The sequence below is a fragment of the Streptomyces sp. NPDC007983 genome (assembly GCF_042958345.1).
Classification (GTDB): Bacteria; Actinomycetota; Actinomycetes; order Streptomycetales; family Streptomycetaceae; genus Streptomyces.
On the sequence record NZ_JBIBJI010000018.1, the window covers coordinates 25,125 to 45,009 of the forward strand.

16 protein-coding genes, 6 pseudogenes and 1 riboswitch are annotated in these 19,885 nt (G+C 70.9%); of the genes and pseudogenes, 10 read left to right on the forward strand and 12 right to left on the reverse strand.

Annotated elements, in window-relative coordinates; translation table 11 throughout:
* Positions 1 to 30: 30 nt before the first annotated feature.
* Positions 31 to 187: pseudogene (locus ACFZCY_RS36445) on the reverse strand (PLP-dependent cysteine synthase family protein); the annotation flags it as partial.
* A gap of 191 nt (positions 188 to 378) precedes the next feature.
* Between ACFZCY_RS36445 and ACFZCY_RS36450 the strand changes: the two are divergent.
* The 3 genes from ACFZCY_RS36450 to ACFZCY_RS36460 all read left to right on the forward strand — a co-directional run bounded on the left by ACFZCY_RS36450 (position 379) and on the right by ACFZCY_RS36460 (position 2,618).
* Positions 379 to 1,230 carry an MOSC N-terminal beta barrel domain-containing protein gene (locus ACFZCY_RS36450; protein ID WP_391183346.1) on the forward strand — a complete coding sequence of 284 codons (852 nt, stop codon included), beginning with the start codon at positions 379 to 381 and terminating at the stop codon, positions 1,228 to 1,230.
* A 24-nt stretch (positions 1,231 to 1,254) separates the two neighbouring features.
* A complete protein-coding gene (locus ACFZCY_RS36455; RefSeq protein WP_391183348.1) occupies positions 1,255 to 1,575 on the forward strand; it encodes a VOC family protein in 321 nt (106 codons plus the stop codon).
* A 137-nt stretch (positions 1,576 to 1,712) separates the two neighbouring features.
* On the forward strand, positions 1,713 to 2,618 hold the full coding sequence (locus tag ACFZCY_RS36460; protein ID WP_391183350.1) for an NAD(P)H-binding protein: 906 nt from the start codon (positions 1,713 to 1,715) through the stop codon (positions 2,616 to 2,618).
* A 32-nt stretch (positions 2,619 to 2,650) separates the two neighbouring features.
* Here ACFZCY_RS36460 and ACFZCY_RS36465 read toward each other — a convergent pair whose 3' ends face one another.
* The 4 genes from ACFZCY_RS36465 to ACFZCY_RS36480 all read right to left on the reverse strand — a co-directional run bounded on the left by ACFZCY_RS36465 (position 2,651) and on the right by ACFZCY_RS36480 (position 6,630).
* Positions 2,651 to 5,071, reverse strand: coding sequence for an Orn/Lys/Arg decarboxylase N-terminal domain-containing protein (locus tag ACFZCY_RS36465; protein ID WP_391183353.1), 2,421 nt, complete (start codon positions 5,069 to 5,071; stop codon positions 2,651 to 2,653).
* A 105-nt stretch (positions 5,072 to 5,176) separates the two neighbouring features.
* On the reverse strand, positions 5,177 to 5,497 hold the full coding sequence (locus ACFZCY_RS36470; RefSeq protein WP_391183356.1) for a methyltransferase domain-containing protein: 321 nt from the start codon (positions 5,495 to 5,497) through the stop codon (positions 5,177 to 5,179).
* Positions 5,421 to 6,107: a gamma-glutamyl-gamma-aminobutyrate hydrolase family protein gene (locus tag ACFZCY_RS36475; RefSeq protein ID WP_391183359.1), complete on the reverse strand. Its 687-nt coding sequence runs from the start codon at positions 6,105 to 6,107 to the stop codon at positions 5,421 to 5,423. Before ACFZCY_RS36475 ends, ACFZCY_RS36470 begins: the two co-directional genes overlap by 77 nt.
* A 40-nt stretch (positions 6,108 to 6,147) precedes the next feature.
* On the reverse strand, positions 6,148 to 6,630 hold the full coding sequence (locus ACFZCY_RS36480) for a molybdopterin-dependent oxidoreductase (RefSeq protein ID WP_391183362.1): 483 nt from the start codon (positions 6,628 to 6,630) through the stop codon (positions 6,148 to 6,150).
* Between the two features lie 259 nt (positions 6,631 to 6,889).
* On the opposite strand from ACFZCY_RS36480, the gene ACFZCY_RS36485 reads away from it, so the two are divergent.
* Entirely contained in the window at positions 6,890 to 7,312 is a 423-nt protein-coding gene (locus tag ACFZCY_RS36485) for a TOBE domain-containing protein (protein WP_391183364.1), read from the forward strand.
* A gap of 36 nt (positions 7,313 to 7,348) precedes the next feature.
* Here the strand turns inward: ACFZCY_RS36485 and ACFZCY_RS36490 are convergent.
* Positions 7,349 to 8,032 (reverse strand): annotated as a pseudogene (locus ACFZCY_RS36490) (ROK family protein); the annotation flags it as partial.
* Between the two features lie 548 nt (positions 8,033 to 8,580).
* On the opposite strand from ACFZCY_RS36490, the pseudogene ACFZCY_RS36495 reads away from it, so the two are divergent.
* The 3 genes and pseudogenes from ACFZCY_RS36495 to ACFZCY_RS36505 form a co-directional block, all read left to right on the forward strand.
* Positions 8,581 to 8,931: pseudogene (locus ACFZCY_RS36495) on the forward strand (ABC transporter permease subunit); the annotation flags it as partial.
* Positions 8,932 to 9,105: 174 nt separating this feature from the next.
* Positions 9,106 to 10,086: a trypsin-like serine peptidase gene (locus tag ACFZCY_RS36500; RefSeq protein ID WP_391183366.1), complete on the forward strand. Its 981-nt coding sequence runs from the start codon at positions 9,106 to 9,108 to the stop codon at positions 10,084 to 10,086.
* Between the two features lie 116 nt (positions 10,087 to 10,202).
* Positions 10,203 to 10,543 (forward strand): annotated as a pseudogene (locus tag ACFZCY_RS36505) (hypothetical protein); the annotation flags it as partial.
* A 136-nt stretch (positions 10,544 to 10,679) separates the two neighbouring features.
* Here the strand turns inward: ACFZCY_RS36505 and cobF are convergent.
* The 3 genes from cobF to ACFZCY_RS36520 form a co-directional block, all read right to left on the reverse strand.
* The gene (cobF, locus tag ACFZCY_RS36510) at positions 10,680 to 11,513 is read right to left on the reverse strand and encodes a precorrin-6A synthase (deacetylating) (protein WP_391183368.1); all 834 of its coding nucleotides are present in this window, start codon (positions 11,511 to 11,513) and stop codon (positions 10,680 to 10,682) included.
* 104 nt (positions 11,514 to 11,617) lie between these two features.
* A complete protein-coding gene (locus tag ACFZCY_RS36515; RefSeq protein WP_391183370.1) occupies positions 11,618 to 12,379 on the reverse strand; it encodes a CbtA family protein in 762 nt (253 codons plus the stop codon).
* A gap of 20 nt (positions 12,380 to 12,399) precedes the next feature.
* Positions 12,400 to 12,621: a CbtB-domain containing protein gene (locus ACFZCY_RS36520; RefSeq protein ID WP_391183373.1), complete on the reverse strand. Its 222-nt coding sequence runs from the start codon at positions 12,619 to 12,621 to the stop codon at positions 12,400 to 12,402.
* Between the two features lie 36 nt (positions 12,622 to 12,657).
* A riboswitch (cobalamin riboswitch) is annotated at positions 12,658 to 12,799 on the reverse strand.
* Positions 12,800 to 12,944: 145 nt separating this feature from the next.
* Here ACFZCY_RS36520 and ACFZCY_RS36525 point away from each other — a divergent pair.
* Together ACFZCY_RS36525 and ACFZCY_RS36530 are read left to right on the forward strand one after the other, a co-directional pair.
* Positions 12,945 to 14,918: an APC family permease gene (locus ACFZCY_RS36525; protein ID WP_391183375.1), complete on the forward strand. Its 1,974-nt coding sequence runs from the start codon at positions 12,945 to 12,947 to the stop codon at positions 14,916 to 14,918.
* Between the two features lie 27 nt (positions 14,919 to 14,945).
* A complete protein-coding gene (locus ACFZCY_RS36530) occupies positions 14,946 to 16,232 on the forward strand; it encodes an MFS transporter (RefSeq protein WP_391183378.1) in 1,287 nt (428 codons plus the stop codon).
* Here ACFZCY_RS36530 and ACFZCY_RS36535 read toward each other — a convergent pair whose 3' ends face one another.
* Both ACFZCY_RS36535 and ACFZCY_RS36540 read right to left on the reverse strand, forming a co-directional pair.
* Positions 16,233 to 17,279 carry an LLM class flavin-dependent oxidoreductase gene (locus ACFZCY_RS36535; RefSeq protein ID WP_391183381.1) on the reverse strand — a complete coding sequence of 349 codons (1,047 nt, stop codon included), beginning with the start codon at positions 17,277 to 17,279 and terminating at the stop codon, positions 16,233 to 16,235.
* Between the two features lie 74 nt (positions 17,280 to 17,353).
* Positions 17,354 to 17,753, reverse strand: a pseudogene (locus tag ACFZCY_RS36540) (peptide ABC transporter ATP-binding protein); the annotation flags it as partial.
* Positions 17,754 to 17,802: 49 nt separating this feature from the next.
* Here ACFZCY_RS36540 and ACFZCY_RS36545 point away from each other — a divergent pair.
* Positions 17,803 to 18,554, forward strand: a pseudogene (locus ACFZCY_RS36545) (TauD/TfdA dioxygenase family protein).
* A 139-nt stretch (positions 18,555 to 18,693) separates the two neighbouring features.
* Here ACFZCY_RS36545 and ACFZCY_RS36550 read toward each other — a convergent pair.
* Positions 18,694 to 19,653 carry an alpha/beta hydrolase family protein gene (locus ACFZCY_RS36550; protein WP_391183384.1) on the reverse strand — a complete coding sequence of 320 codons (960 nt, stop codon included), beginning with the start codon at positions 19,651 to 19,653 and terminating at the stop codon, positions 18,694 to 18,696.
* Positions 19,654 to 19,885 lie beyond the last annotated feature (232 nt).

Here is a 19,885-nt window from a genome sequence, read left to right on the forward strand (position 1 = left end):
GCCCGGTGCGAGCGAACTGCGTGAGAAGTTGGTACCGGTCGCCGGCCCGGCTTCGATGCCGGCAGTGGTGCCGAGCCACGCAGAGCGGCGATGGACGCCGCGTCCGGCACCGGCATCACCAGGTCGATCAGCGTCGGGAGGAAACCGGGCTCGACACGGGGCGGCCGATGCCGGGTATGCGCGACGGTGACCGCTCCGCTCGTGGCAGTGATCACCGGTGTGTCGCCCTGATGGCGCCACGGGCGATCGCGTGGCAGAGCATGGCCCGTACCAGCCGGTGCTTCAGGCTTCCGGTGGGATGGGCCGTCTCGTGGGCGAGCCGCCCGTGTATTTCGATTGTCTCGCGGCCACAGGTCCATAGGATCGCGGCGGTATGGCATGCGCGCGGACGAGGGGAAACATGTGGCCAGGGTCGTGGAGTTGTTGTCCTATCCCGTCAAGGGGTGCGCCGGGATGTCGTCCCACACCGCGGTGCTGACGTCCGCAGGTCTCGCCCATGACCGCGGTTTCATGGTCATCAGCGAGGATGGTGTCTTCCGCAGCCAACGGCGCCACCCGCGGCTGGCCTTGATCCGCCCCGGGATCGGCGGCGACGGGCAACGGCTCACGCTGCGTGCCCCGGACGCGGACCCGGTCGGGATCGATGTCGACACCTCCGGACCGCCGCGTGAGGTCGAGTTGTTCGGGGCGCCGTTCAGGGGCGTCGACCAGGGCGACGAAGCCGCCGTGTGGGTGTCCGGTGTCCTCGGCGTGCCGAGCCGTCTGGTGCGCGTTCCGGACGACCACGAGCGGGTCACCGATGGCCGCACGCCCGGCACCTCCGGGTACGCCGACAGCTGCGCCGTCCACGTCCTCTCCCGGGCGACCCTGGGTCTGCTGAACGAGCGGCTGGGCGGGCGCGGCGCCCCGCCCCTCCCCATGGACCGCTTCCGCCCGAACATCGTCGTCGACGGCTGGAACACCCCTCACACCGAGGACCGTGCCCACCGGATCACCATCGGCGACACGGAACTCGGCTACGCCAAGCTCGCCATCCGCTGCGCCGTCACCATGGTCGACCAGCGGTCCGGCACCAAGGCGGGCCCCGAGCCACTGCGCACCCTGGCCACCTACCGCCGGGCCGCCGAGGGCGGCGTCGCGTTCGGCACGAAGTACGCCGTGCTGCGCCCCGGCAAGCTGTCCGTGGGCGACGAAGTGCACGTCACCTCCTGGGGCGAGTCGGAGTTCTGACACGAACGATCAGTACGGAGTTTTATGTCTGCCACGTCCGCCAAAGCCACCCGCATCACCCTCCTGGTCCTCTACACCGACCACTTGGAGGAGTCCCGCGCGTTCTACACCGGTCTGGGACTGTCCTTCGTCCGGGAACAGCACGGGCGCGGCCCTATCCACTACTCCGCCACCCTGCCGGACGGCACGGTGATCGAGCTCTATCCCGCCACCGCCAAGCGGCCCGTCTCCCGTGTGCGGCTGGGCTTCAGCGTCGAGGGCCGGGCTGTGACTCCGCCGCTGGCCCCTGGCCGCCACGTAGTGGAAGACCCGGATGGGCGCGCGGTGGAGCTGTACGTGTCATGAAGTCCTGAGGCGAGCGGCTGCTCAAGGCCGGGGGCGTGTCGGCGGCGAAGTGTCCCGGGCCGGGTGGCTACTCTCCGTACGCGGACGACGTCCCTGCAGATCGCCCCGGGGCCGACCACTCGACAGGAGATCGACCGATGGTTGCCAGCGACCTTGTCCTCATGGCCCACGTGGGTGGTGTGGGCCGCGGCGTCCTCGATCAACTGCGCGCATGGGATGTCCCGGTGCGAGCGATGGTCCGCCGCGACGACGATCGCGCGGCGGAGTTGCGTGCGCTCGGCGCGGAGGTCGTCGTCGGCGACCTGACCCGGCCCGAGACCGTCGCGGCGGCGCTGGAGGGTGCCGGGCGGATGTACTTCGCGATGCCCGTGTCGCCGGACCATCTGCTGGCCGCGACGGTAGTGGCGACCGTGGCGCGCGAGTACGGGCAGCTGGCGGGCCTGGTCGACATGTCGCAGATGACGGTGTCGCAGATGACCGCCACCAGCACCGGGGAGTCCCACCAGCAGCGGCTGCACTGGCTGGCGGAGCAGGTGCTGAACTGGTCGGGGCTGCCGGTGGTCCACATCCGGCCGACGTCGTTCCTGGACAATCCGCTGTTCACCACGCTGGCGGCGCGATCGATCCGGGAGAACTGCACGATCGCGCTGCCGTTCGGCACCGGGCGCACGTCGCCGATCGCCCTGGACGACGTGGCCCGGGTGGTCGCCACGGTGCTCCGCGACCCGGCTCCGCACATCGGACACGTCTACGAGCTGACCGGGCCACGCTCGGTCGACATGACGGAGGTGGCCGAGGAATTCTCACGGGCCCTGGGGCGTCCGGTGTCCTATGCGGACGTGCCGCTGGACCGGTGGCGGGCCGGGGTGCTCGCCCAGCAGGGCCTGCCGCCGCACACCGAGCAGCACATCGCCACCATGGCCCGGCTGCACCGGGAGAACCGCTACGACCGCGCCACCGATGACGTGGCGCGCGTGACCGGCACACCCGCCCGGAGCATCGAGTCGTTCGTGGCCGCTCGCAGGGACTTCTACCTGGGCTGAGCGGCCGACTCAGTCACGCGGACACAGCGTTCTCAGGGCTGGGGCCGGCCTTCCGTATCCGCGGGCACGGCGTCATCGGCAGGGGCCGGGGCCGGGACGACGATCTTGCGGGGCTCGGCCAGAGCGGTGTGGTGGGCTTCCTCGTCCCGGGTCAGACACTCGATCAGATAGTCGCCGGTCTCGGAGTCGATGGTCACCCCGTGGGTTTCGCTGCGGAATCCGGGGAAGCGGCGGTCGAACGACTCCAGGGCCGTCAGATAGCGCAGCAGCGGACCGTTCACGGTGCCGGTGCCCTCGCCGGGCATCAGCACCGGGATACCGGGCGGCGTGACGGTGACCATGGCCGCGGCCACCCGGCCCGCCGCGTCGGCCAGCCGCACCCGCTCCGTGCCGCCGCGGATCAGTCGCTGGTAGCAGAGCTGCGGAGGGGCGACCGGCTCCGGGAGATCCTGGAAGGCGGTGTCCAGCAGCTGGACCAGGTTCACCTCGCGCAGGTAGTCGTGCATCTCCTGGCACAGACCGCGCAGTGTCCCGCCTGTGTAGCGGTTCGGGTAGGCGGTGACCAGCCCGGGCAGGACGCGGTCGAGTGGCGCATCCTCGTCGTAGAGGGACTTGAAGTCCATCAGGGCGTCCAGGAGCGTGCCCCACTTGCCTTTGGTGATGCCCATGGAGAACAGGACCAGGGTGGTGTAGCTGTCGGTCTTCTCCACCACCACGTTCCGGGTGGCGAGGTAGGACGTGAGGACCCGGGCGGGGATGCCCCAGTCGGCCATGTGGCCGCTTGCGTCGATTCCCGGGCAGGTCACGGTGACCTTGAGGGGGTCGAGCATGCAGTAGCCCTGGCCGAGCCCGGGGAATCCGTGCCAATCCGCGTCGGGTTCCAGCTCCCAGCACGACGGTTCCGTGCGCAGCAGCTCGGCCGGGGCCTCGTCGAAGGGCAGCCGCTCGCCACTGGACGGGTCGGTCACCGTGTCCGGCTGCCAGACCCCGAAGAACCAGGCGGGACGGTCACTGGCGGCCTTGATGCGACGGCCGATCCGCACCACCGCCTGGCGGAAGCGGACCGCCTCGGTCACCGCCTCGTCGATCAGCCAGCGGCCTTGTGGGCCGTCCATCATCGCGGTGGCGACATCCAGGGAGGCGATCATCGGATACAGCGGAGAGGTGGTGCCGTGCATCATCAGCGCCTCGTTGAACCGGTCGTGCTCCACCGGGGCCCGGGGCGCGGGCTTGATGTGCACCATGGCGCTCTGCGACAGGGCGGCCAGCAGCTTGTGGGTGGACTGGGTGGCGAAGACGGTGGGCCGGTCCGGGCCGGGGAAGGTGTCGGGTCCCACCGACATCCCGTAGCGCCCGGCGTAGAGGGGGTGGAAGCGGGCGTAGGCGAACCACGCCTCGTCGAAGTGGACCCGGGGTGTGCTGGCCGAGAACGCCCGGGCGACCTGGACCGCGTCGTAACACAGGCCGTCGTAGGTGGAGTTGGTGAAGACCGCGTACTGGGCCCGGGGGGAGAGCGCGCCCTGCGCCAGCGGGTTTCCCCCGACGCGGGCGACCACGGTGTCCGCCTGGATCTCGCCCGGGGGAAGCGGCCCGGAGAGGCCGTAGCCATTGCGTGTGGGGATCAGATACACCGGCCGTGAGCCGGAGATGACCAGACCGTGGAGCACCGACTTGTGGCAGTTCCGGTCGACGAGGGCGATCTCGTCGCGGGTCACGCTGAAGTGGCCGACCAGGCGATCGCAGGTCGAGTCGCCGTGGAGGACGAAGTAGGTGAGGTCGGCGCCGAAGACCCGGGCCGCGTTCCGCTCCGCCTCGCCGATGGGCCCCGTGTGCTCGAACAGGGAGCCGAGCGCCTCGACCGAGATGGACAGATCGCTGCGGAACAGGCGCTCCCCGAAGTAGTCGTGGAAGGCGCGGCCCACCGGTGACTTCAGGAAGGCGACGCCACCGGCGTGGGCCGGGGTGTGCCAGGAGTACTCGTGCGTATCGTCGAAGTGGCGCAGCGCCTTGAAGAACGGCGGCAGGACGGCTTCGCGGTAGGCGCGGGCGGCACTGGAGATCCGTCCGGCGATGAAGGCGGCGGTGTCCTCCTCCGGCCAGACGTACCCGACGACGGTCTCCGACACCCACAGCGGCAGGTCCTCGAAGCCTTCGTCGGCCGCGCTGAGGAAGACCGGCAGGCCCTGGAACCGCCGGCCGATGTCGCGCAGCACCGCGGCGCCGCCCGGTTCGCCGTCCGGACCGCTTCCCGGGTCGAGCTCCCAGTCCACCAACGCGGCTGCCAGACCGGCCTCGGTGCGCAGCACCGTCCGGGCCTCGGCGCCTGTTCCGGCCCACCGCACGGCGAACCCGGCGGTCTCGACCGCCTCATGGATCCTGCGTAGCTGCTCGGCCCCGGCCGTGTCGCCGCCGGGGTGCTCCCGGACCGCGAACAGAACGGTGTTGCCCGCCATATCCCCTCCTCAGCCTGCTGACCCTGCCCTACAGCGTCAGAAGTGTGCGGGGGCGGACTCGCGCATGGCGGAACATCGGAGGAAGACCACCCGAAAGAAGGAAAATCACCTCGCATCGCCCGGGCTCAGCCGAGGCGCACCGCCCGGGCCAGGAAGTGGGTGTGGCGCGTCCTCGTAGCGGTCCAGGTTCCAGCCCGTCGCGTGCAGTGCGGGGCGCAGGTTCTCTTCGGCCAGCAGATCGTCGGGGTCCAGGGGGCGGCCGTGGCGGGCGGCGCGTTCGGAGCGGCCGGAGCGGCCCGAGCGGTGGAAGAGCAGCAGGACGCCGCCGGGGGCTGTCACGCGGGCCCATTCACGCAGGGCGGCGGCAGGGTCGGGAACGTGGTCGACCAGGCCCGCGCTGAAGATGCCGTCCAGCGACCGCGTCATGCGGGAGACGGCGGCCGCGTACCGGGAACCGTCGGCGGCGAAGCGCTCCTCCCAGGTCGCCGCCCGCGATGTGAAGAAGGCGCGGCGGCTCGGTCCGGAACGCCTGGACCGGGTAGCGGTCACAGGAGGCCAGCAGGGTGGCATCCGCCGGGAGGTCCATGGTGTCGCCGTGCCAGTGCAGCACGCGCAGGTGTTCGGGTGCCGCGACGAACATCGGGTCGGCGGACGCGGCCGGGGTCGTCCGTACCGCTCCCCAGCCGATCTGCTGACCGCCGCCGGGCCGGGCCACGCCACCGGCCGCCACCGCGAGCAGTTGCGCGCCGAGGCACACTCCGAGCACGGGGACCTCCGCCTCCAGTGCGGCCCGCAGCAGCGTCAGCTCGGCGGTGCGGGTCGTGAATGCCGGGGAGTCGTCGTACGCCGCCATCGGTCCGCCCATCACCACCAGGGCCGCCAGTCCGTCCGGCGATTCCGGGACCGGGCCCCCGGCCCAGGTCCGGCACGACCGCACCGGCAGCCCGGCCGCCTCCAGCACGGTGCCGATGGCGTACGAGCCCTCGTGCGGCAGGTGCTGGACGACCAGGACGTCCGTCGGTTTCGCCCAGCTCACCGGTCCCTCTTCACTGTTGACGCACGGGTGTCGCTTGCTGTCAGGTCCACGAGCTGTAGCCGCCGTCCACGCGGATCGCGGTGATGCCGCTGATGTGCCGGGCCCCGCAGCGGTCCTGGGGCAGGACGAGTTGGGGGCCCGCGCGGTCGAGTGGGGTGTCGTCGATGCGGACCGCGAGCAGGACGGGCGCTTGGCCGAAGTCGGGATCGATCTCGCCCCAGGACAGCAGGGCGTGGTGGCCGTCCGTGCCGGAGACCGCGATCAGGAAGCGCAGGCGGTCCTTGCGGCGGGCGGGGTCGAAGCCGGGGCCCGCGGCCGCCAGCACGTCGTGCAGCAGTGGTCCGGTGAAGCGGTGGTGCCGGATTCCGCTGGTGGCGCATTCGAAGCTGACGTCTGCCTCGTGCTGGGGCCAGGCCAGCAGGCCGGGCACCGTGAGCCGGGCCGGACGGTTCAGATCGCCGGTGAGGACAAGGGACGCCATCGGGCGGGCGGCCGTACTGGCGGCTACGAGGGACTGACTCACGGGCTACCACCTCCCGGATGACCGTACCCGGGGCCACGTCACGTACAAACGCACATGCCAACCTTGCCGATCACAGTTCCGGCTCTTGCGATGACATAGGATGTTTTCCCCTCGCAGATGCGGCAGGGTCATCGGCATCCGCATGCCTGCCGGGGTCGGGTTCGGTCGCGCGACGGCGGGGCTCGGCCCGGTTACGGTGAACGCATAACGCGCAACAAAAGCAGACAATCTCCACCTCTCCCGCGGGAGGCGTTCCGCCATGAGCCTGAGCATCCGCAACCAGATCCCCGGCACCGTCACCGCCATCACGCCCGGTGAGGCCATGGCGACGGTCAAGGTCCGTCTCGACGGCGGCCAGGAGCTGACCGCGGCGATCACGGTGGAAGCCGTCGCGGACCTCGGTCTCGCCGAGGGCTCCGCCGTACGCGCGCTGATCAAATCGACGGAGGTCTCGCTGGCCACCGAGCCGGTGGGGGCGGGACTGTCGATCCGCAACCGGCTGCCCGGCAAGGTCACCGGCATCGCCATGGGCGGCGCCATGGCCTCGGTCAAGGTCACGGTCGAGGGCGGTGAGCTGACCGCGGCGATCACCAAGGACGCCGCCACCGACCTCGGGCTGGAGGCCGGTTCCTCCGTCACCGCCCTGGTGAAGTCGACGGAGGTCTCCCTCGCCGCCGGGTGAACGCCACCGTTCGTCCCGTGTGCCATGGAGCGGGGGTCAGAGCCAGGCCGCGAGCCCCATGGGTAACAGGGCGCGTTCCACGGCCAGATGGCCGGCGCCGAGCAGGCCGAGGTCGGCGTTGCGGGTCGTGGTCTCGATGCTGATGCGGCGGGTGGCCTGGGCGAGGGCCCGCTCGTAGACGACGCTGCGGATGCCGGCGAGCAGGTCGTCCTGGAGGATGGCGAAGGCGCCGCCGACCACGATGAGGTCGGGGTTGTGGAAGCACACCATGGCGGCGAGGACTTCGCCGAGGCATTCACCGGCTTCTCGTACGGCGCGCAGGGCGCGGGGCTCGCCCTGCTGGGCGAGTCGGATGGCGCCCCATTTGGTCTGCACCGGCAGGCCCTCCTCGGCGAGCCGGGCGGCGATGACTTCGCCGTTGACGACGGCGCCGAGGCAGCCCGAGTTGCCGCAGCCGCCGCAGAGCCGGTCCTGGTAGTCGGTGCCGCGCAGCCGTACGTGGGCGATCTCGCCGGAGATGCCGTTGGCGCCGCGGTGGACGGTGCCGTTGCTGATGATGCCGCAGCCGAGTCCGGAGACGACTTTGACGAACACCATCTGGTCCACCGGCTGGGCGCGGGCCCGGTATTCGCCCAGTGCCATCAGGTTGGCGTCGTTGTCCACCAGGACGGGTACCTCGCACACCGTGGAGAAGGTTTCCTGCGGACTGAAGCCCTCCCAACCGCACCTACGCGGTGCTGTTCGTCGCCCGGAACTTCGGCCACGCCAGCGCTCTCGCGGTGATTCTGCTGCTCATCGCCTCCCCGGTCATATTCCTGAACACCCGCCAGTTCCGGCAGGAGACGGCCGCCCGATGACCACCACCACTTCCCCCGCCACCGCCCGGGAACACCACCACCCCGCCGCGCCGCCGCCGATCGGCCGACGTCCGAGGGGACGGCTGCGTGCCCTCGGCCGCTTCCCCCCTGCATCTCGTCCTCACCGTCATCGCCGTCACCTGGGTCGTCCCCGTCGTCGGCCTGCTGGCCACCTCTTCCGCACCACGGGTGACGTCGCCACCAGCGGCTGGTGGACCGCGCTGGCCCGCCCCGCCTTCACCCCGGAGAACTACGGCAACGCCGCCACCCTCATCGACCTCGGCACCGCCGCCGCCAACAGCCTGGCCATCGCCGTCCCGGCCACCGTCGGCACCATGACCGTCTCCGCGGTCGCCGCCTACGCGCTCGCCCGGATGCCGTTCCGCGGACGGCTTCCCCTACGGCTTCTTCGCCTCCGTTCCCCGCGAACTCCTGGAGGCCGCCGCCATCGACGGGGCGGGCGAATTCGCCATCTTCCGCCGCGTGGTCCTGCCCACCGCCACCCCCGTCCTCGCCGCCCTGGCCATGCTGCAGTTCATCTGGTCCTGGAGCGACCTCCTCACCCCGCTGCTGTTCCTGGGCGGCGGCAGTTCCAACGCCCCCTTCACCGTTCAGATCGTCGGGCTGCTGCAGTCCACCGGTCAGGGGCAGGAGACCCTCGCGGCCGCCGCGCTGCTCTCGGCGCTGCTGCCGCTCGCCGTTCTGCTCCTGCTCCAGCGCTACTTCATCCGCGGCATCCTCGGAGGGTCGGTCAAGGGCTGAACCGCGCACGTGCCCGGCCGCGCCGACGACGTCCGGCCGGAAATTTCCTCAACGCGCCCCTGACAAGTCAAGATTCCCGTGGCACGCTGCCTCACGCACGTCTATTCGCACCGCTCTTCGTTCCCCCACCCTGCCCGGACGCAATCCGTCCGGGCACGGCAGAAGGAGACATGCGTGAGACGCCATCGCACTGCCGCGGGCATTCTGCTGGCCGTCGGAGCCCTGTTCAGCGGCGGCCTCCTGGGTACCGGCGCGGCCACCGCGGCAACCCCCGCAGCCTCCGGGCCGTCGGTAGCGGCCCGCACCGCCTCGTCCGCCGAACAGCACAGGGCGCGCGCCTTCTGGACCGCCGAGCGGATGCGCGCGGCAACCCCACTCGATGTGCTGCTGACCCGGAAGGCCGCCAAGCGCCTGACGGCCCCCGAGGCCGGCGGGCCGTCGACGACCGTCCTGCCCACCGCCGCCCCCGCGTCCTTCCCGCAGGCCGGTGGCCCGTGGACCGGCAGCGGGGCCGTCGTCACCACCTCGGGCCGGGTGTTCTTCACCTTCCAGGGGCGTACCGCGTCCTGCACCGGCAACGCCGTGACCAGCCAGAACGCCAGCACCGTCATCACAGCCGGGCACTGTGTGAAGTACCAGGGCAGCTGGCACACCAACTGGGTCTTCGTGCCCGGCTACAACAACGGCAACGCGCCGTACGGCCAGTGGACCGCGGCCACGACACTCACCACCCCGCAGTGGGAGGCGAGTGAGGACATGAACTACGACATCGGCGCCGCGGTCGTCGCCCCGCTGAACGGCAAGAAACTCACCTCGGTCGTCGGCGCGCAGGGAATCCAGTTCAACGGCGGCTACAACAAGCAGATGTACTCCTTCGGCTTCCCCGCCGCCTCGCCGTACGACGGCACGAAGCTCATCTACTGCAGCGGCAACAGCTCGAAGGACTTCCTCCTCACGCAGGACCACGGCCTGGCCTGCAACATGACGGGCGGCTCCAGCGGCGGCCCCTGGCTCACCGGCTTCAGTGAGGACACCGGCACCGGGCTGCAGGTCTCCGTGAACAGCTTCGGCTACGTCTTCCTGCCGAACACGATGTTCGGCCCGTACTTCGGCGACGAGGCGAAGGCCCTGTACGACAAGGCCCAGGCTTCCTAGCAGCCGGCCGCGGGGCAACGCATCGGCGTGGGTGGCGGGAAGCGCGGATACGGCGCTTCCCGCCACCGGTGCCATTCGCATGCCGGGCGGGGATCCGTCTCGCCAAGGAGATCTCCGTGACCACCAAGCCCGCAGCCGCGGCAACACGGGCCACCGTGTACGGCTTCCCCCCGCCAGGGCCCGAACCGGGAACTGAAGAAGCCGGTCGAGGGCTACTGGAAGGGCCGCGTCACCGCCGCCGGCCTGCGCCGCTCCACCTGGCAGCAGCTGGCCGGGGCCGGTATCGACGAGGTCCCGACGGGTGACTTCTCGACGTACGACCACGTCCTGGACACCACCGTCATGGTCGGCGCGATCCCCTGAGCGCCACCGGGACGCCATCGCCGCCGATCCGCTCGACGGCTACTTCGAGCGGCTGTGGGTCGATCCCGACTGCGGCCTGAAGACCCGCGGCCGGCCGGAGACCCGCTCCTCCCCGGAGAACCTGGTCTCCGCGGCCCGCACGGTCCGCGGAGAGCTGTCCGCGTCCTGACCGACGCGGACGGTCGGCGGGGCCGGGGCGTTTTCGCGGCGCCCCGGCCCTCGCCCGGCCGTCAGCGAATTCCGCCGGCTCCTCCATCGTCGCGTACGTCCGCCGCAGGGCCCGGTCCCGGTCTCTCCACGATGCGCAGCAGATACGTGTCCATGATCCATCCATGCCGGTCGCGTGCCTCGGCGTGCATCTGTCGGATGCGGTCGGACACCTCTCGCAGCGGCCCGGCGACCAGCAGTTCGTCCGGCGTGCCGAGGTAGGCGCCCCAGTAGATCCAGACGTCGCCTTCGACCTCGGTGAACGACTCGTGCGCGTCGAGCATCACGACGATGTCTCCGTCGTCGTTCCGGCCCACGTCGGAGAGCCGGCGGGCCGGGGTGATGTGCAGCGGCCGGCCCACCTGGTTCAGTGGGATGCGGTGCCGCGCGGCGAGCGCCGAGACGCTGCTGATTCCGGGGATGACCTCGACGCTTGTGGAGAGCGAGCCGCGTGCCTCGATGGTGGCGAGGATCCCGAGGGTGCTGTCGTACAGCGACGGGTCGCCCCAGACGAGGAACGCCGCGGTCTCGTCGGCCGTCATCTCGTCCCGTAGCAGGCCTTCGAAGATGTCCGCGCGACGGGCGCGCCAGTCGTGGACGGCGGTCGTGTAGTCGCCGCGCCCCATCGGACGCCGGTCCCGGCTCGGGTCGTCCACCTCCACCACGCGGTAGGGCGCCCGCGCATGCTCGTCCAGCATGCGGTGGCGAAGATCGGTGAGTGCGGAGGTGCCGGCCCCCTTGCCGACGATGAAGAAGACGTCGGCGCGGCCCATCGCCTTCACCGCCCCGAGAGTCAGGTAGTCGGGGTCACCCGCTCCGATGCCGATGACGAGGATCCGGCGTTGCTGCGTGGTCATGGAACGCAGTCTCGCAGGCAGGGGCTCGGCCAGCGGCTCGTCCGCCTCGCCCGACGAACGCGAGAGGGCCCGCGGATGGCTCCGCGGGCCCTCGCACGCCTCGGTCAGGGGTCAGTTCGGGGCGGCCGCCACCGGACGGGCGCCTCGGCCTTCGCGGGCCGCGGGTTCAGCAGCCGCTCGGCCAACTCGCCGAAGATGAGCCCGAATCCGCCCCACAGGGTGAGCTGCATGGCGAGGGCGGACAGCCGGAACCGCCACAGCACGGTGGCGGGAAAGCCCCCCGGCACCTCGTTGATCACCGGCAGGAAGGCGTACGCCAGCCCGATCGCGACGGCGAAGGCGGCCACCGCGGCGACGGTGGCGTACCAGGTGCCGAACTTCGGGGCGAGCCGCTTGCCCAGGATGGTGGCGGCGATCGCGAGGAGGACGCTGAGCAGCATCATCAGGAAGTACAGCGTCGTTCGTTTGCCGATGGTGTCGGCGTTGCCGACGGCGGGCGGGTTGGCCGGGTACTTCAGGAACGGCACGACGTAGACCGCGAGCAGCGCGCAGCCGGACAGCAGCAACGCGGTGGCCCGGGGGCTGAAACGGCCGACGCGGCCGAGGGCGAAGCAGTAGGCGAGAGCGGCGATGCCGCCGAAGGCGACCCCGTAGATCAGGACACCGGTGGCCAGGCCCGCGGTGGACTGCAGGGTACGGGAGACGAGCTCGACCTCGTGCTCGTGCGCGTGGGCCTCCTCGAAGCTGATCGCGCTGTCGACGTTGGGCTCACCGAGGAAGTACGCGGCGATCAGCGCGAGCAGGCCGGCGCCCAGGCCCGCGACCATGCCCCGGACGAGCAGATTCCTTACCGTTGCGGAGTTCATGAGTGCGCGGCGTCCCTCGCTCAGTGGCAGGGGAAACCAAGCAGGTGGCGGGCGTCATGCACCCACTCGTGAACGCTCTCGCCGGAGACGACAGCGGTGGCGCCCTGCTCCGCGCCGACGAAGTACAGCAGGACCAGCATCAAAATGCCGAAGAAGACCGCCCAGGGAGCTATCGCCTTGAGCGGCAGCGGGGCGGGCAGAGCGGGGGTGGTGGGTGTCGGCTGAGCGACTGGCTGCGCCATGGCAGGGCCTCCTCTGGGAGTTCGCGTCCCATCTCGGTGGTGCACAAGACGACTGCTACGGGTCTGACTCACCATCACCTCCCGTGAGGCGATGGCACACAGTGGCGCGACCGTGCCGGATTCCCACCGGCTTCCGTCTTGCCGTCGTCGATATCGGAGCGACGATACCGCGTGACACGGGCATGGCCAAGACCGGCCACCTGACCTGATCGTCTCCGGGGCCCGGCATGCCGCCGTGACGCTCTGCGCGGGTCCCGCTTACCCTGATTCGGTCGTTTGTTCCTGGACGGCGCTCTGTAACGCTATGTGATCGGGAGTACGTGATGGCCACCTCCACCGACGTGGAGCCCCGCCCGGAGGAGGCCCGCAAGGAAGGTCGGCTCCGGAGCTGGCTGCTGGAGGGCCTGTCCGATATGGCCAAGCAGCAGCCCGGACCCCACGCCCAGGTCCCCGAGGGACACAAGGGGCAGCGGTGGTGGCGGGTGATGTGCCTGACCGGTGTGGACTACTTCTCCACGCTCGGTTACCAGCCCGGTATCGCCGCTCTCGCGGCCGGGCTGCTGTCTCCCGTCGCCACCATCGTGCTGGTGGCGGTGACCCTGGCCGGGGCGCTGCCGGTGTACCGGCGGGTGGCCAAGGAGAGCCCGCATGGCGAGGGGTCGATCGCGATGCTGGAGCGGCTGCTGTCGTTCTGGCAGGGCAAGCTGTTCGTTCTGACGCTGCTGGGGTTCGCGGCCACCGACTTCCTGATCACCATCACCCTCTCGGCCGCCGACGCCTCCACCCACCTGGTGGAGAACCCGCACTTCACCAGCGCTCTGCGGGGTCACGAGGTGGCCATCACGCTGGGGCTGGTCGCCCTGCTCGGCGCCGTCTTCCTCAAGGGCTTCATGGAGGCCATCGGGGTGGCGGTGGTGCTCGTGGGCGGCTACCTCGCGCTGAACGTGGTGGTGGTGATCGTCGGGCTGTGGCACGTGGCCACCGCGTCCCATGTGGTCACCGACTGGTCCCGGGCGCTGACCGAACAGCACAGCAACCCGCTGGTCATGGTCGGTCTGGCGCTGGTGGTGTTCCCCAAACTCGCACTGGGCCTGTCCGGCTTCGAGACCGGCGTGGCCGTCATGCCTCATGTCCAGGGCGACCCGGGCGACACCGAGGAGCGGCCCACCGGGCGGATCCGGGACACCAGGAAGCTGCTCACCACCGCTGCCGTGATCATGAGCGCCTTCCTGATCACCACGAGTTTCATCACCACCGTGCTCATCCCGCAGGACGAGTTCAAGGCCGGCGGCAAGGCCAACGGACGAGCGCTGGCGTATCTCGCGCACCACTATCTGGGGTCCGTCTTCGGCAGCGTCTACGACGCCGCGACCATCGGCATCCTGTGGTTCGCGGGCGCCTCCGCCATGGCCGGACTGCTCAACCTCATGCCGCGCTATCTGCCCCGCTACGGCATGGCCCCGCACTGGGCCCGCGCGGTGCGTCCCATGGTGCTGGTCTTCACCCTGATCGCCTTCCTGGTCACCTGGATCTTCAACGCCGATGTGGACGCCCAGGGCGGCGCGTACGCCACCGGGGTGCTGGTCCTGATGACCTCCGCCGCCGTCGCCGTCACCATCGCCGCCCGCCGCGCCGGGCAGCGCGGCTGGACCATCGGCTTCGGCGTGATCTCCGCGGTCTTCGTCTACACCACGGCGGTCAACGTCGTGGAACGCCCCGACGGCGTGAAGATCGGCGCGTGTTTCATCGCGGGCATCATCGCGGTGTCGCTGCTGTCCCGGCTCGCCCGTGCCTTCGAGCTACGGGTCACCGACATGGATCTGGACGACATGGCCCGGCGTTTCGTCCGTGACTGCGCCACCCGCCGCATACGGTTCATCGCCAACGAGCCGGACCACCGGGACGCGGCCGAGTACCGCGACAAGATCCAGCAGATCCGGGCCGACAACGACATCCCCGACGAGGAGGACCTGGTCTTCGTCGAGGTCACCGTCCGCGACCCCTCCGACTTCGAATCGGCGCTGCGCGTGCACGGCGAGGTGCTGCACGGCCGCTACCGTGTCCTGACCCTCGACGGCTCCAGCATCCCCAACTCGCTGGCCGCGCTGCTGCTGCACGTACGGGATGTGACCGGGTGCAGGCCGCACATCTACTTCGAGTGGACCGAGGGCAGCCCCTTCGCCCAGTTCCTGCGGTTCTTCCTGTTCGGCCAGGGAGAGGTCGCTCCGGTCACGCGAGAAGTACTGCGCGAGGCCGAGCCGGATCGGGCCCGGCGGCCCCATGTCCATGTCGGCTGAGTGCCGGGTCGCACCGATGGAGCCCCGATGACCGATCCCCTCCCCCGAGTCCTGACCCGGACCGGCCGGACCGCCCGGGATCCCAAGCCGCGCGAGCGGACCTGGAAGCACCTGCCACCGCTGCTGCGGCTGCTGATCCTGACGCAGCTCGCCTTCAACATCGGTTTCTACGCCGTGCTGCCGTTCCTCGCCGAACACCTCGGCACCGCGATCGGCATGGCGGGCTGGCTGGTCGGCTTCGTCCTGGGCTTGCGGACCTTCAGCCAGCAGGGCCTGTTCGTGGTCGGCGGCTGGCTGGTGGACCGGCACGGGGTGCGGCCGGTCGTGCTGGCCGGGTGCGTGTTGCGGATCGTGGGGTTCGCCTGGCTGGGGTACGCGGAGTCGAGCTGGGCGGTGGTCGGCGCGGTGCTGCTGATCGGTTTCGCCGCCGCTCTGTTCTCCCCGGCGGTGGAGTCCGAGGTGGCCCGGCAGGCGGTGATCCGGGAGCGGGAGGGCCGTGGTCCCCGTACCCGGGTGCTGGCCCTGTTCAGCGCGGCGGGGCAGGCCGGGGCCTTCGTCGGGCCGTTGCTCGGCGGCCTGCTGCTGGTCGTGGACTTCCGCACCGCGTGCCTGGCCGGAGCGGGGGTCTTCGTCCTCGTCCTCGCCGGGCACGCACGGCTGATGCCGCAGCACATTCCCGGCCGGGCCCGCACCCGGGAGCGGGGCGGGGTGCGCGCGATGGTGGCGAACCGCCGCTTCCTCGCCCTGTGCTGCGCGTACGGCAGCTATCTGCTCGCCTACAACCAGCTCTACCTCGCCCTCCCGGAGGAGGTGGAGCGCGCGACGGGGTCTCAGGCTCCCCTGTCCTGGCTGTTCGCCCTGTCCTCCCTGCTGGTCGTGTGTACCCAGCTCCCGGTGACCCGCTGGGCGGGCGACCGGCTCGACCTGCGCCGCTCGATGGCGGGCGGGCTGCTGCTCGTCGCGGCCGGTTTCGCGGTCGTGGCCGCCGCCCGGCCGGCAGGGTGGTCGGGTGCCGTGGGGCTGCTGCCCGCGGCGGCGTTCGTCGTCCTGCTCACCCTGGGGCAGATGCTGGTCGTCCCGGCCGCCCGCGCCTGGGTGCCCGACCTCGCCGAGGAAGGACGGCTCGGCCTCTACACCGGGGCGCTGTCGTCCGTATCCGGCCTGATCGTCCTCATCGGCAGCTCGGCCACCGGCTCCCTGCTCGACCTGGGCCTCCCCGCCGCCGTGCCCTGGCTGGTCCTCGCGGCCGTCCCGGCCCTCGCGGTGGCGGCGCTGCCCCACCGCCGGGGGCCGGCCGGGGCCACGGACACGTGATCAGGCGGCCCGGCCGGGCGGCTGCCAGCCCAGGGCCGGACCCAGCCTGGTGGCGATGTCGGTGAGGATCTGGACGTAGTCCTCGTGCTCGAAGGTGAACGGCAGCGCGAACGCGACCTCCTCCACCTCCCGGAAGGCGGCGTGGGAGGCGAGCCGTTCGGCGATCTCCTGCGATGTGCCGACGAGGTCGGGGGCGAACATCATGCGCGCCGGGCCCTGTGGCGTGGCGGTCCTCGGCATGCGTTTCCGGGCGTACTGCTCGTACTTCGCGCGCTGCTCCGGCGAGGCGGTGTCGGTGGGGATGACGACGAGTCCCTGGGAGACCCGGGCGCCGTCGCCGTCGGGGTGGTGGGCGCGGAAGGCACGTATGTGGGAGAGCTGGATCTCGGCGAAGTCCTCGGACTCCTCCGCCTTCACGACGCTGCTGGTGAGCAGGTTCATTCCCTGCTCACCGGCCCACCGGGCCGACCGCAGGCTGCCGCCGCCGTACCACATGCGGCGGCCGAGGCCCGGGGCGTGCGGCTGGACACGGTCGGAGAACACCTCGAAGCCCTCGACACCGCTGAAGTCGGTGGCCGGTTCGCCGCGTACGAAGTCCAGCAGCCGTCGCACACGCTCGTGGCTGAAGTCCTCGGCGTCGGCCGTGTCCGGGTAGAGGGCGCCCTTGACCTGGTCGTAGTGGTTCGGCGGGCCGACGCTGACCCCCGGGTTGAGGCGGCCCCGGGACAGGATGTCGACCGTCGCCAGATCCTCGGCCAGCCGTAGCGGATTCTCCCATCCGACGGGTATCACGGCCGTGCCCAGCTCGATGCGGCTGGTGCGCTGCGTCGCCGCCGCCAGGACGGCGACGGGCGAGGAGATGCCGTATTGCAGATGCCGGTGGCGCACCCAGGCGCTGTCGAATCCCAGGCGTTCACCCAGTTCGATGATCTCCAGTGTGGACTCATGGCCCCGGCGGGGGTCGGCCTCGTCGAACAGCCCTATCGTCAAGAAGCCGAGCTTCCGCAAGGGCTTCGGCCTCACCGGCACCTGCTTGTGTGTCGTCATACCGCAGGAGTCTCCAGTATCCCCGCGGCGACCGGGGCGGGATCGGGCGCGGCCGCCGGCAGGGCGCTGGTCTAAGGGTGCTGTGGGGTGACGCACACCTCGTCCGCGGATCCCGTCTCGACGATCCGGCCCCGGCGCATGACCGCGATGCGGTGGCTGACCTGCCGTACGACCGCCAGGTCGTGGGCGATGAACAGCAGCGCCAGGCCGAGGTCGCGCTGCAGGTCGGCCAGCAGGTTGACGATCTGGGCCTGTAGCGAGACGTCGAGCGCCGAGACGGGTTCCGGCCTGCTTCCGGCGCGCGGCGCGGTCCGGGTGGAGCCCGTGGACGAACAGGGGTTCGCCGACGATGTCGTCCACCGTCATCCGCGGGTTGAGGGAGGCGTACGGGTCCTGGAACGCCATCTGCACTTCGCGGCGCGGGGCCCGTAGCGCCGTGCGGGAGGGCCGGGTCACACGAAGCGTACGCACGCGGGCCGCCCGCCACCCCTACCTCACCGCCCTCACCACCACCCTCGGCCGCATCACCGCGCCCGCCGCGACCACCACCACGCTCACGGTCGAGAAGATCGGCGGCCGCATCGGGGCCGTGATCTCCGGAGTGCGGCTCGGCGGCGACCTGGACGAGGCCACGGTGGCCGCGATCCGCGCCGCCGCGCTCGAGCACAAGGCCGTCTTCTTCCGCGACCAGCACCACCTCGACGCCGAGAGCCACGAGGCGTTCGGCAGGCTCCTCGGCGAGCCCGTCGCGCACCCCACCGTGCCCTCCGCCGACGGCCGCTACGCGTTCCCCATCGACAACGAACACGGCGGACGCGCCAACCAGTGGCACACCGACGTCACGTTCGTGCCCGCGTACCCGGCGTTCTCCATCCTGCGCGCCGAGGTCATCCCGCCCTACGGGGCAACACCCTCTGGGCCAACACCGCCGCCGCGTACGCCAAACTCCCCGATCCCCTGCGGGTACTGGCCGAGAGCCTGCGCGGCGTGCACACCAACGACTACGACTACGCCGCCACACGCCCCGAGAACACCATCCGCTGGCAGTGGCTCGCCGGTGACGTCGCCATCTGGGACAACCGCGCCACCCAGCACCACGGCGTCGACGACTCCGACGACCACGAGCGCACCCTGCGCCGCGTCACCATCGACGGCGACGTACCGGTCGGCGTCGACGGCCGCCGCTCGGTGCTGCTCGCCCCGGAGGCGGTCCCCGAGCCCGCCTACGGAATCGCCTCGGGCGCCTCCACCGATGGCGTGGCCGCGCACGCCTGACCCGGCGCCTGCCTACGGTGGACTGATCCTCCCGAAGCGGCTCCGCGCCGTCCGAAGGTGGCCTCTAGCAGGGCTTCCAACGGCTTGCCGCCAATGAGGTGGTCGAACGCCCACCGGGTGGGCTCACTTGGATTTGGGCTCACTTGGATTCCACTCGTCCGAGCGGGTGAGGGCCGGCCGTCAGCGCGTCACGCGCCGCCTGCCAGGTGGAATCCCCGGGATACAGCTCGGTGCGGAGGTAGGCCCAGGTGAGCCGCTGGACGGCGGATACGCGCTCGGGGTTCTCGTCCGTGGTTTCGGCGACGTCATACCCGGAGACTCCGCCGAGCCCGTGCTCCGCGTCGAACAGGGTGAGCAGGGTCTTGGGGCCCGGGGCGAGGGTGTACGGGTCGGCATGCCAGTCCGGGCCCATGACCGTCAGATGGGCGGAGGTGTCCTTGTCGCCGGCGACCACGAGCGCGGGCGTCGTCATCGTGGAGAAGTCCATGGTCGAGAAGAAGGAAAGGTTCTCGGCCGCGAACGGGCTGAGGGCGTCGCCGCCTCTGCCGGGCGCGGCGAGCAGGACGCCCGCCTTGATGCGGGACTCGGCCAGGTTCACTTCCGTACCGTCGTGCGGGTCGGTGAGCCGGGCGCCCAGCAGCAGGCTCGCGGTGTGCCCGCCCATCGAGTGCCCGGCCACCGCCACCCTGCTGTGGTCCAGTCGCCCGGCGAGCTGCGGCACGGCGGACTCGATCACATCGAGCTGGTCGAGGATGCGCTTCATGTCCTCGGCCCGTGATCGCCAGAACAGGGGCGCCCCGGGGGTGGCGGGGTCCAGGCTCAGCGTCCTGGAGCTCAGATGGGTGGGCTGGATGACGACGAAGCCGTGCGCCGCCCAGTAGTTGGCGAGCGGGGCGTAGCCGTTCAGCGAGGAGAGGTGGTTCGAGGGCCCCTGGCCGTGCGAGAGGAGGATGACCGGCAGGTCGCTCCCGGTCACCGGCGCCGAGATGCGCATCTCCAGATCCACGGCCCGGCCCGGGGCGGACAGCACCACCGGGCTGACCGAGAGCACGGGGGCGGACGAGCTGAACGTATCGGCTGTGTACGTCGGTTCACTCATGACGGGTGTTTCCCTTCCATGACCACATATGGCCACACATGAACGCAGCTAAAGCGGAGCGCTGTTCCGGATTAATATACGGAGCAACGTTCCGCTTCGTCAACGGCCTCTGGAATGGGCGCAGGAGACACGGGAGTTCGCTCGGTGAGGCATGGAGGGGCGGCGCAGCACATCGGGTGCTGCCGACGATCGCGTCTGACGTACCGTCGGCCACGCTGGCAAACCCCACGCA

Excerpts from the sequence above, each read along its gene's own strand:
- ACFZCY_RS36450 (WP_391183346.1), top strand. The coding sequence starts at position 379 with ATGCGCGCGGACGAGGGGAAACATGTGGCCAGGGTCGTGGAGTTGTTG.
- ACFZCY_RS36455 (WP_391183348.1), top strand. The coding sequence starts at position 1,255 with ATGTCTGCCACGTCCGCCAAAGCCACCCGCATCACCCTCCTGGTCCTC.
- ACFZCY_RS36460 (WP_391183350.1), top strand. The coding sequence starts at position 1,713 with ATGGTTGCCAGCGACCTTGTCCTCATGGCCCACGTGGGTGGTGTGGGC.
- ACFZCY_RS36465 (WP_391183353.1), bottom strand. The coding sequence starts at position 5,071 with ATGGCGGGCAACACCGTTCTGTTCGCGGTCCGGGAGCACCCCGGCGGC.
- ACFZCY_RS36470 (WP_391183356.1), bottom strand. The coding sequence starts at position 5,497 with ATGACGCGGTCGCTGGACGGCATCTTCAGCGCGGGCCTGGTCGACCAC.
- ACFZCY_RS36485 (WP_391183364.1), top strand. The coding sequence starts at position 6,890 with ATGAGCCTGAGCATCCGCAACCAGATCCCCGGCACCGTCACCGCCATC.
- cobF (WP_391183368.1), bottom strand. The coding sequence starts at position 11,513 with ATGACCACGCAGCAACGCCGGATCCTCGTCATCGGCATCGGAGCGGGT.
- ACFZCY_RS36515 (WP_391183370.1), bottom strand. The coding sequence starts at position 12,379 with ATGAACTCCGCAACGGTAAGGAATCTGCTCGTCCGGGGCATGGTCGCG.
- ACFZCY_RS36520 (WP_391183373.1), bottom strand. The coding sequence starts at position 12,621 with ATGGCGCAGCCAGTCGCTCAGCCGACACCCACCACCCCCGCTCTGCCC.
- ACFZCY_RS36525 (WP_391183375.1), top strand. The coding sequence starts at position 12,945 with ATGGCCACCTCCACCGACGTGGAGCCCCGCCCGGAGGAGGCCCGCAAG.
- ACFZCY_RS36530 (WP_391183378.1), top strand. The coding sequence starts at position 14,946 with ATGACCGATCCCCTCCCCCGAGTCCTGACCCGGACCGGCCGGACCGCC.
- ACFZCY_RS36535 (WP_391183381.1), bottom strand. The coding sequence starts at position 17,279 with ATGACGACACACAAGCAGGTGCCGGTGAGGCCGAAGCCCTTGCGGAAG.
- ACFZCY_RS36550 (WP_391183384.1), bottom strand. The coding sequence starts at position 19,653 with ATGAGTGAACCGACGTACACAGCCGATACGTTCAGCTCGTCCGCCCCC.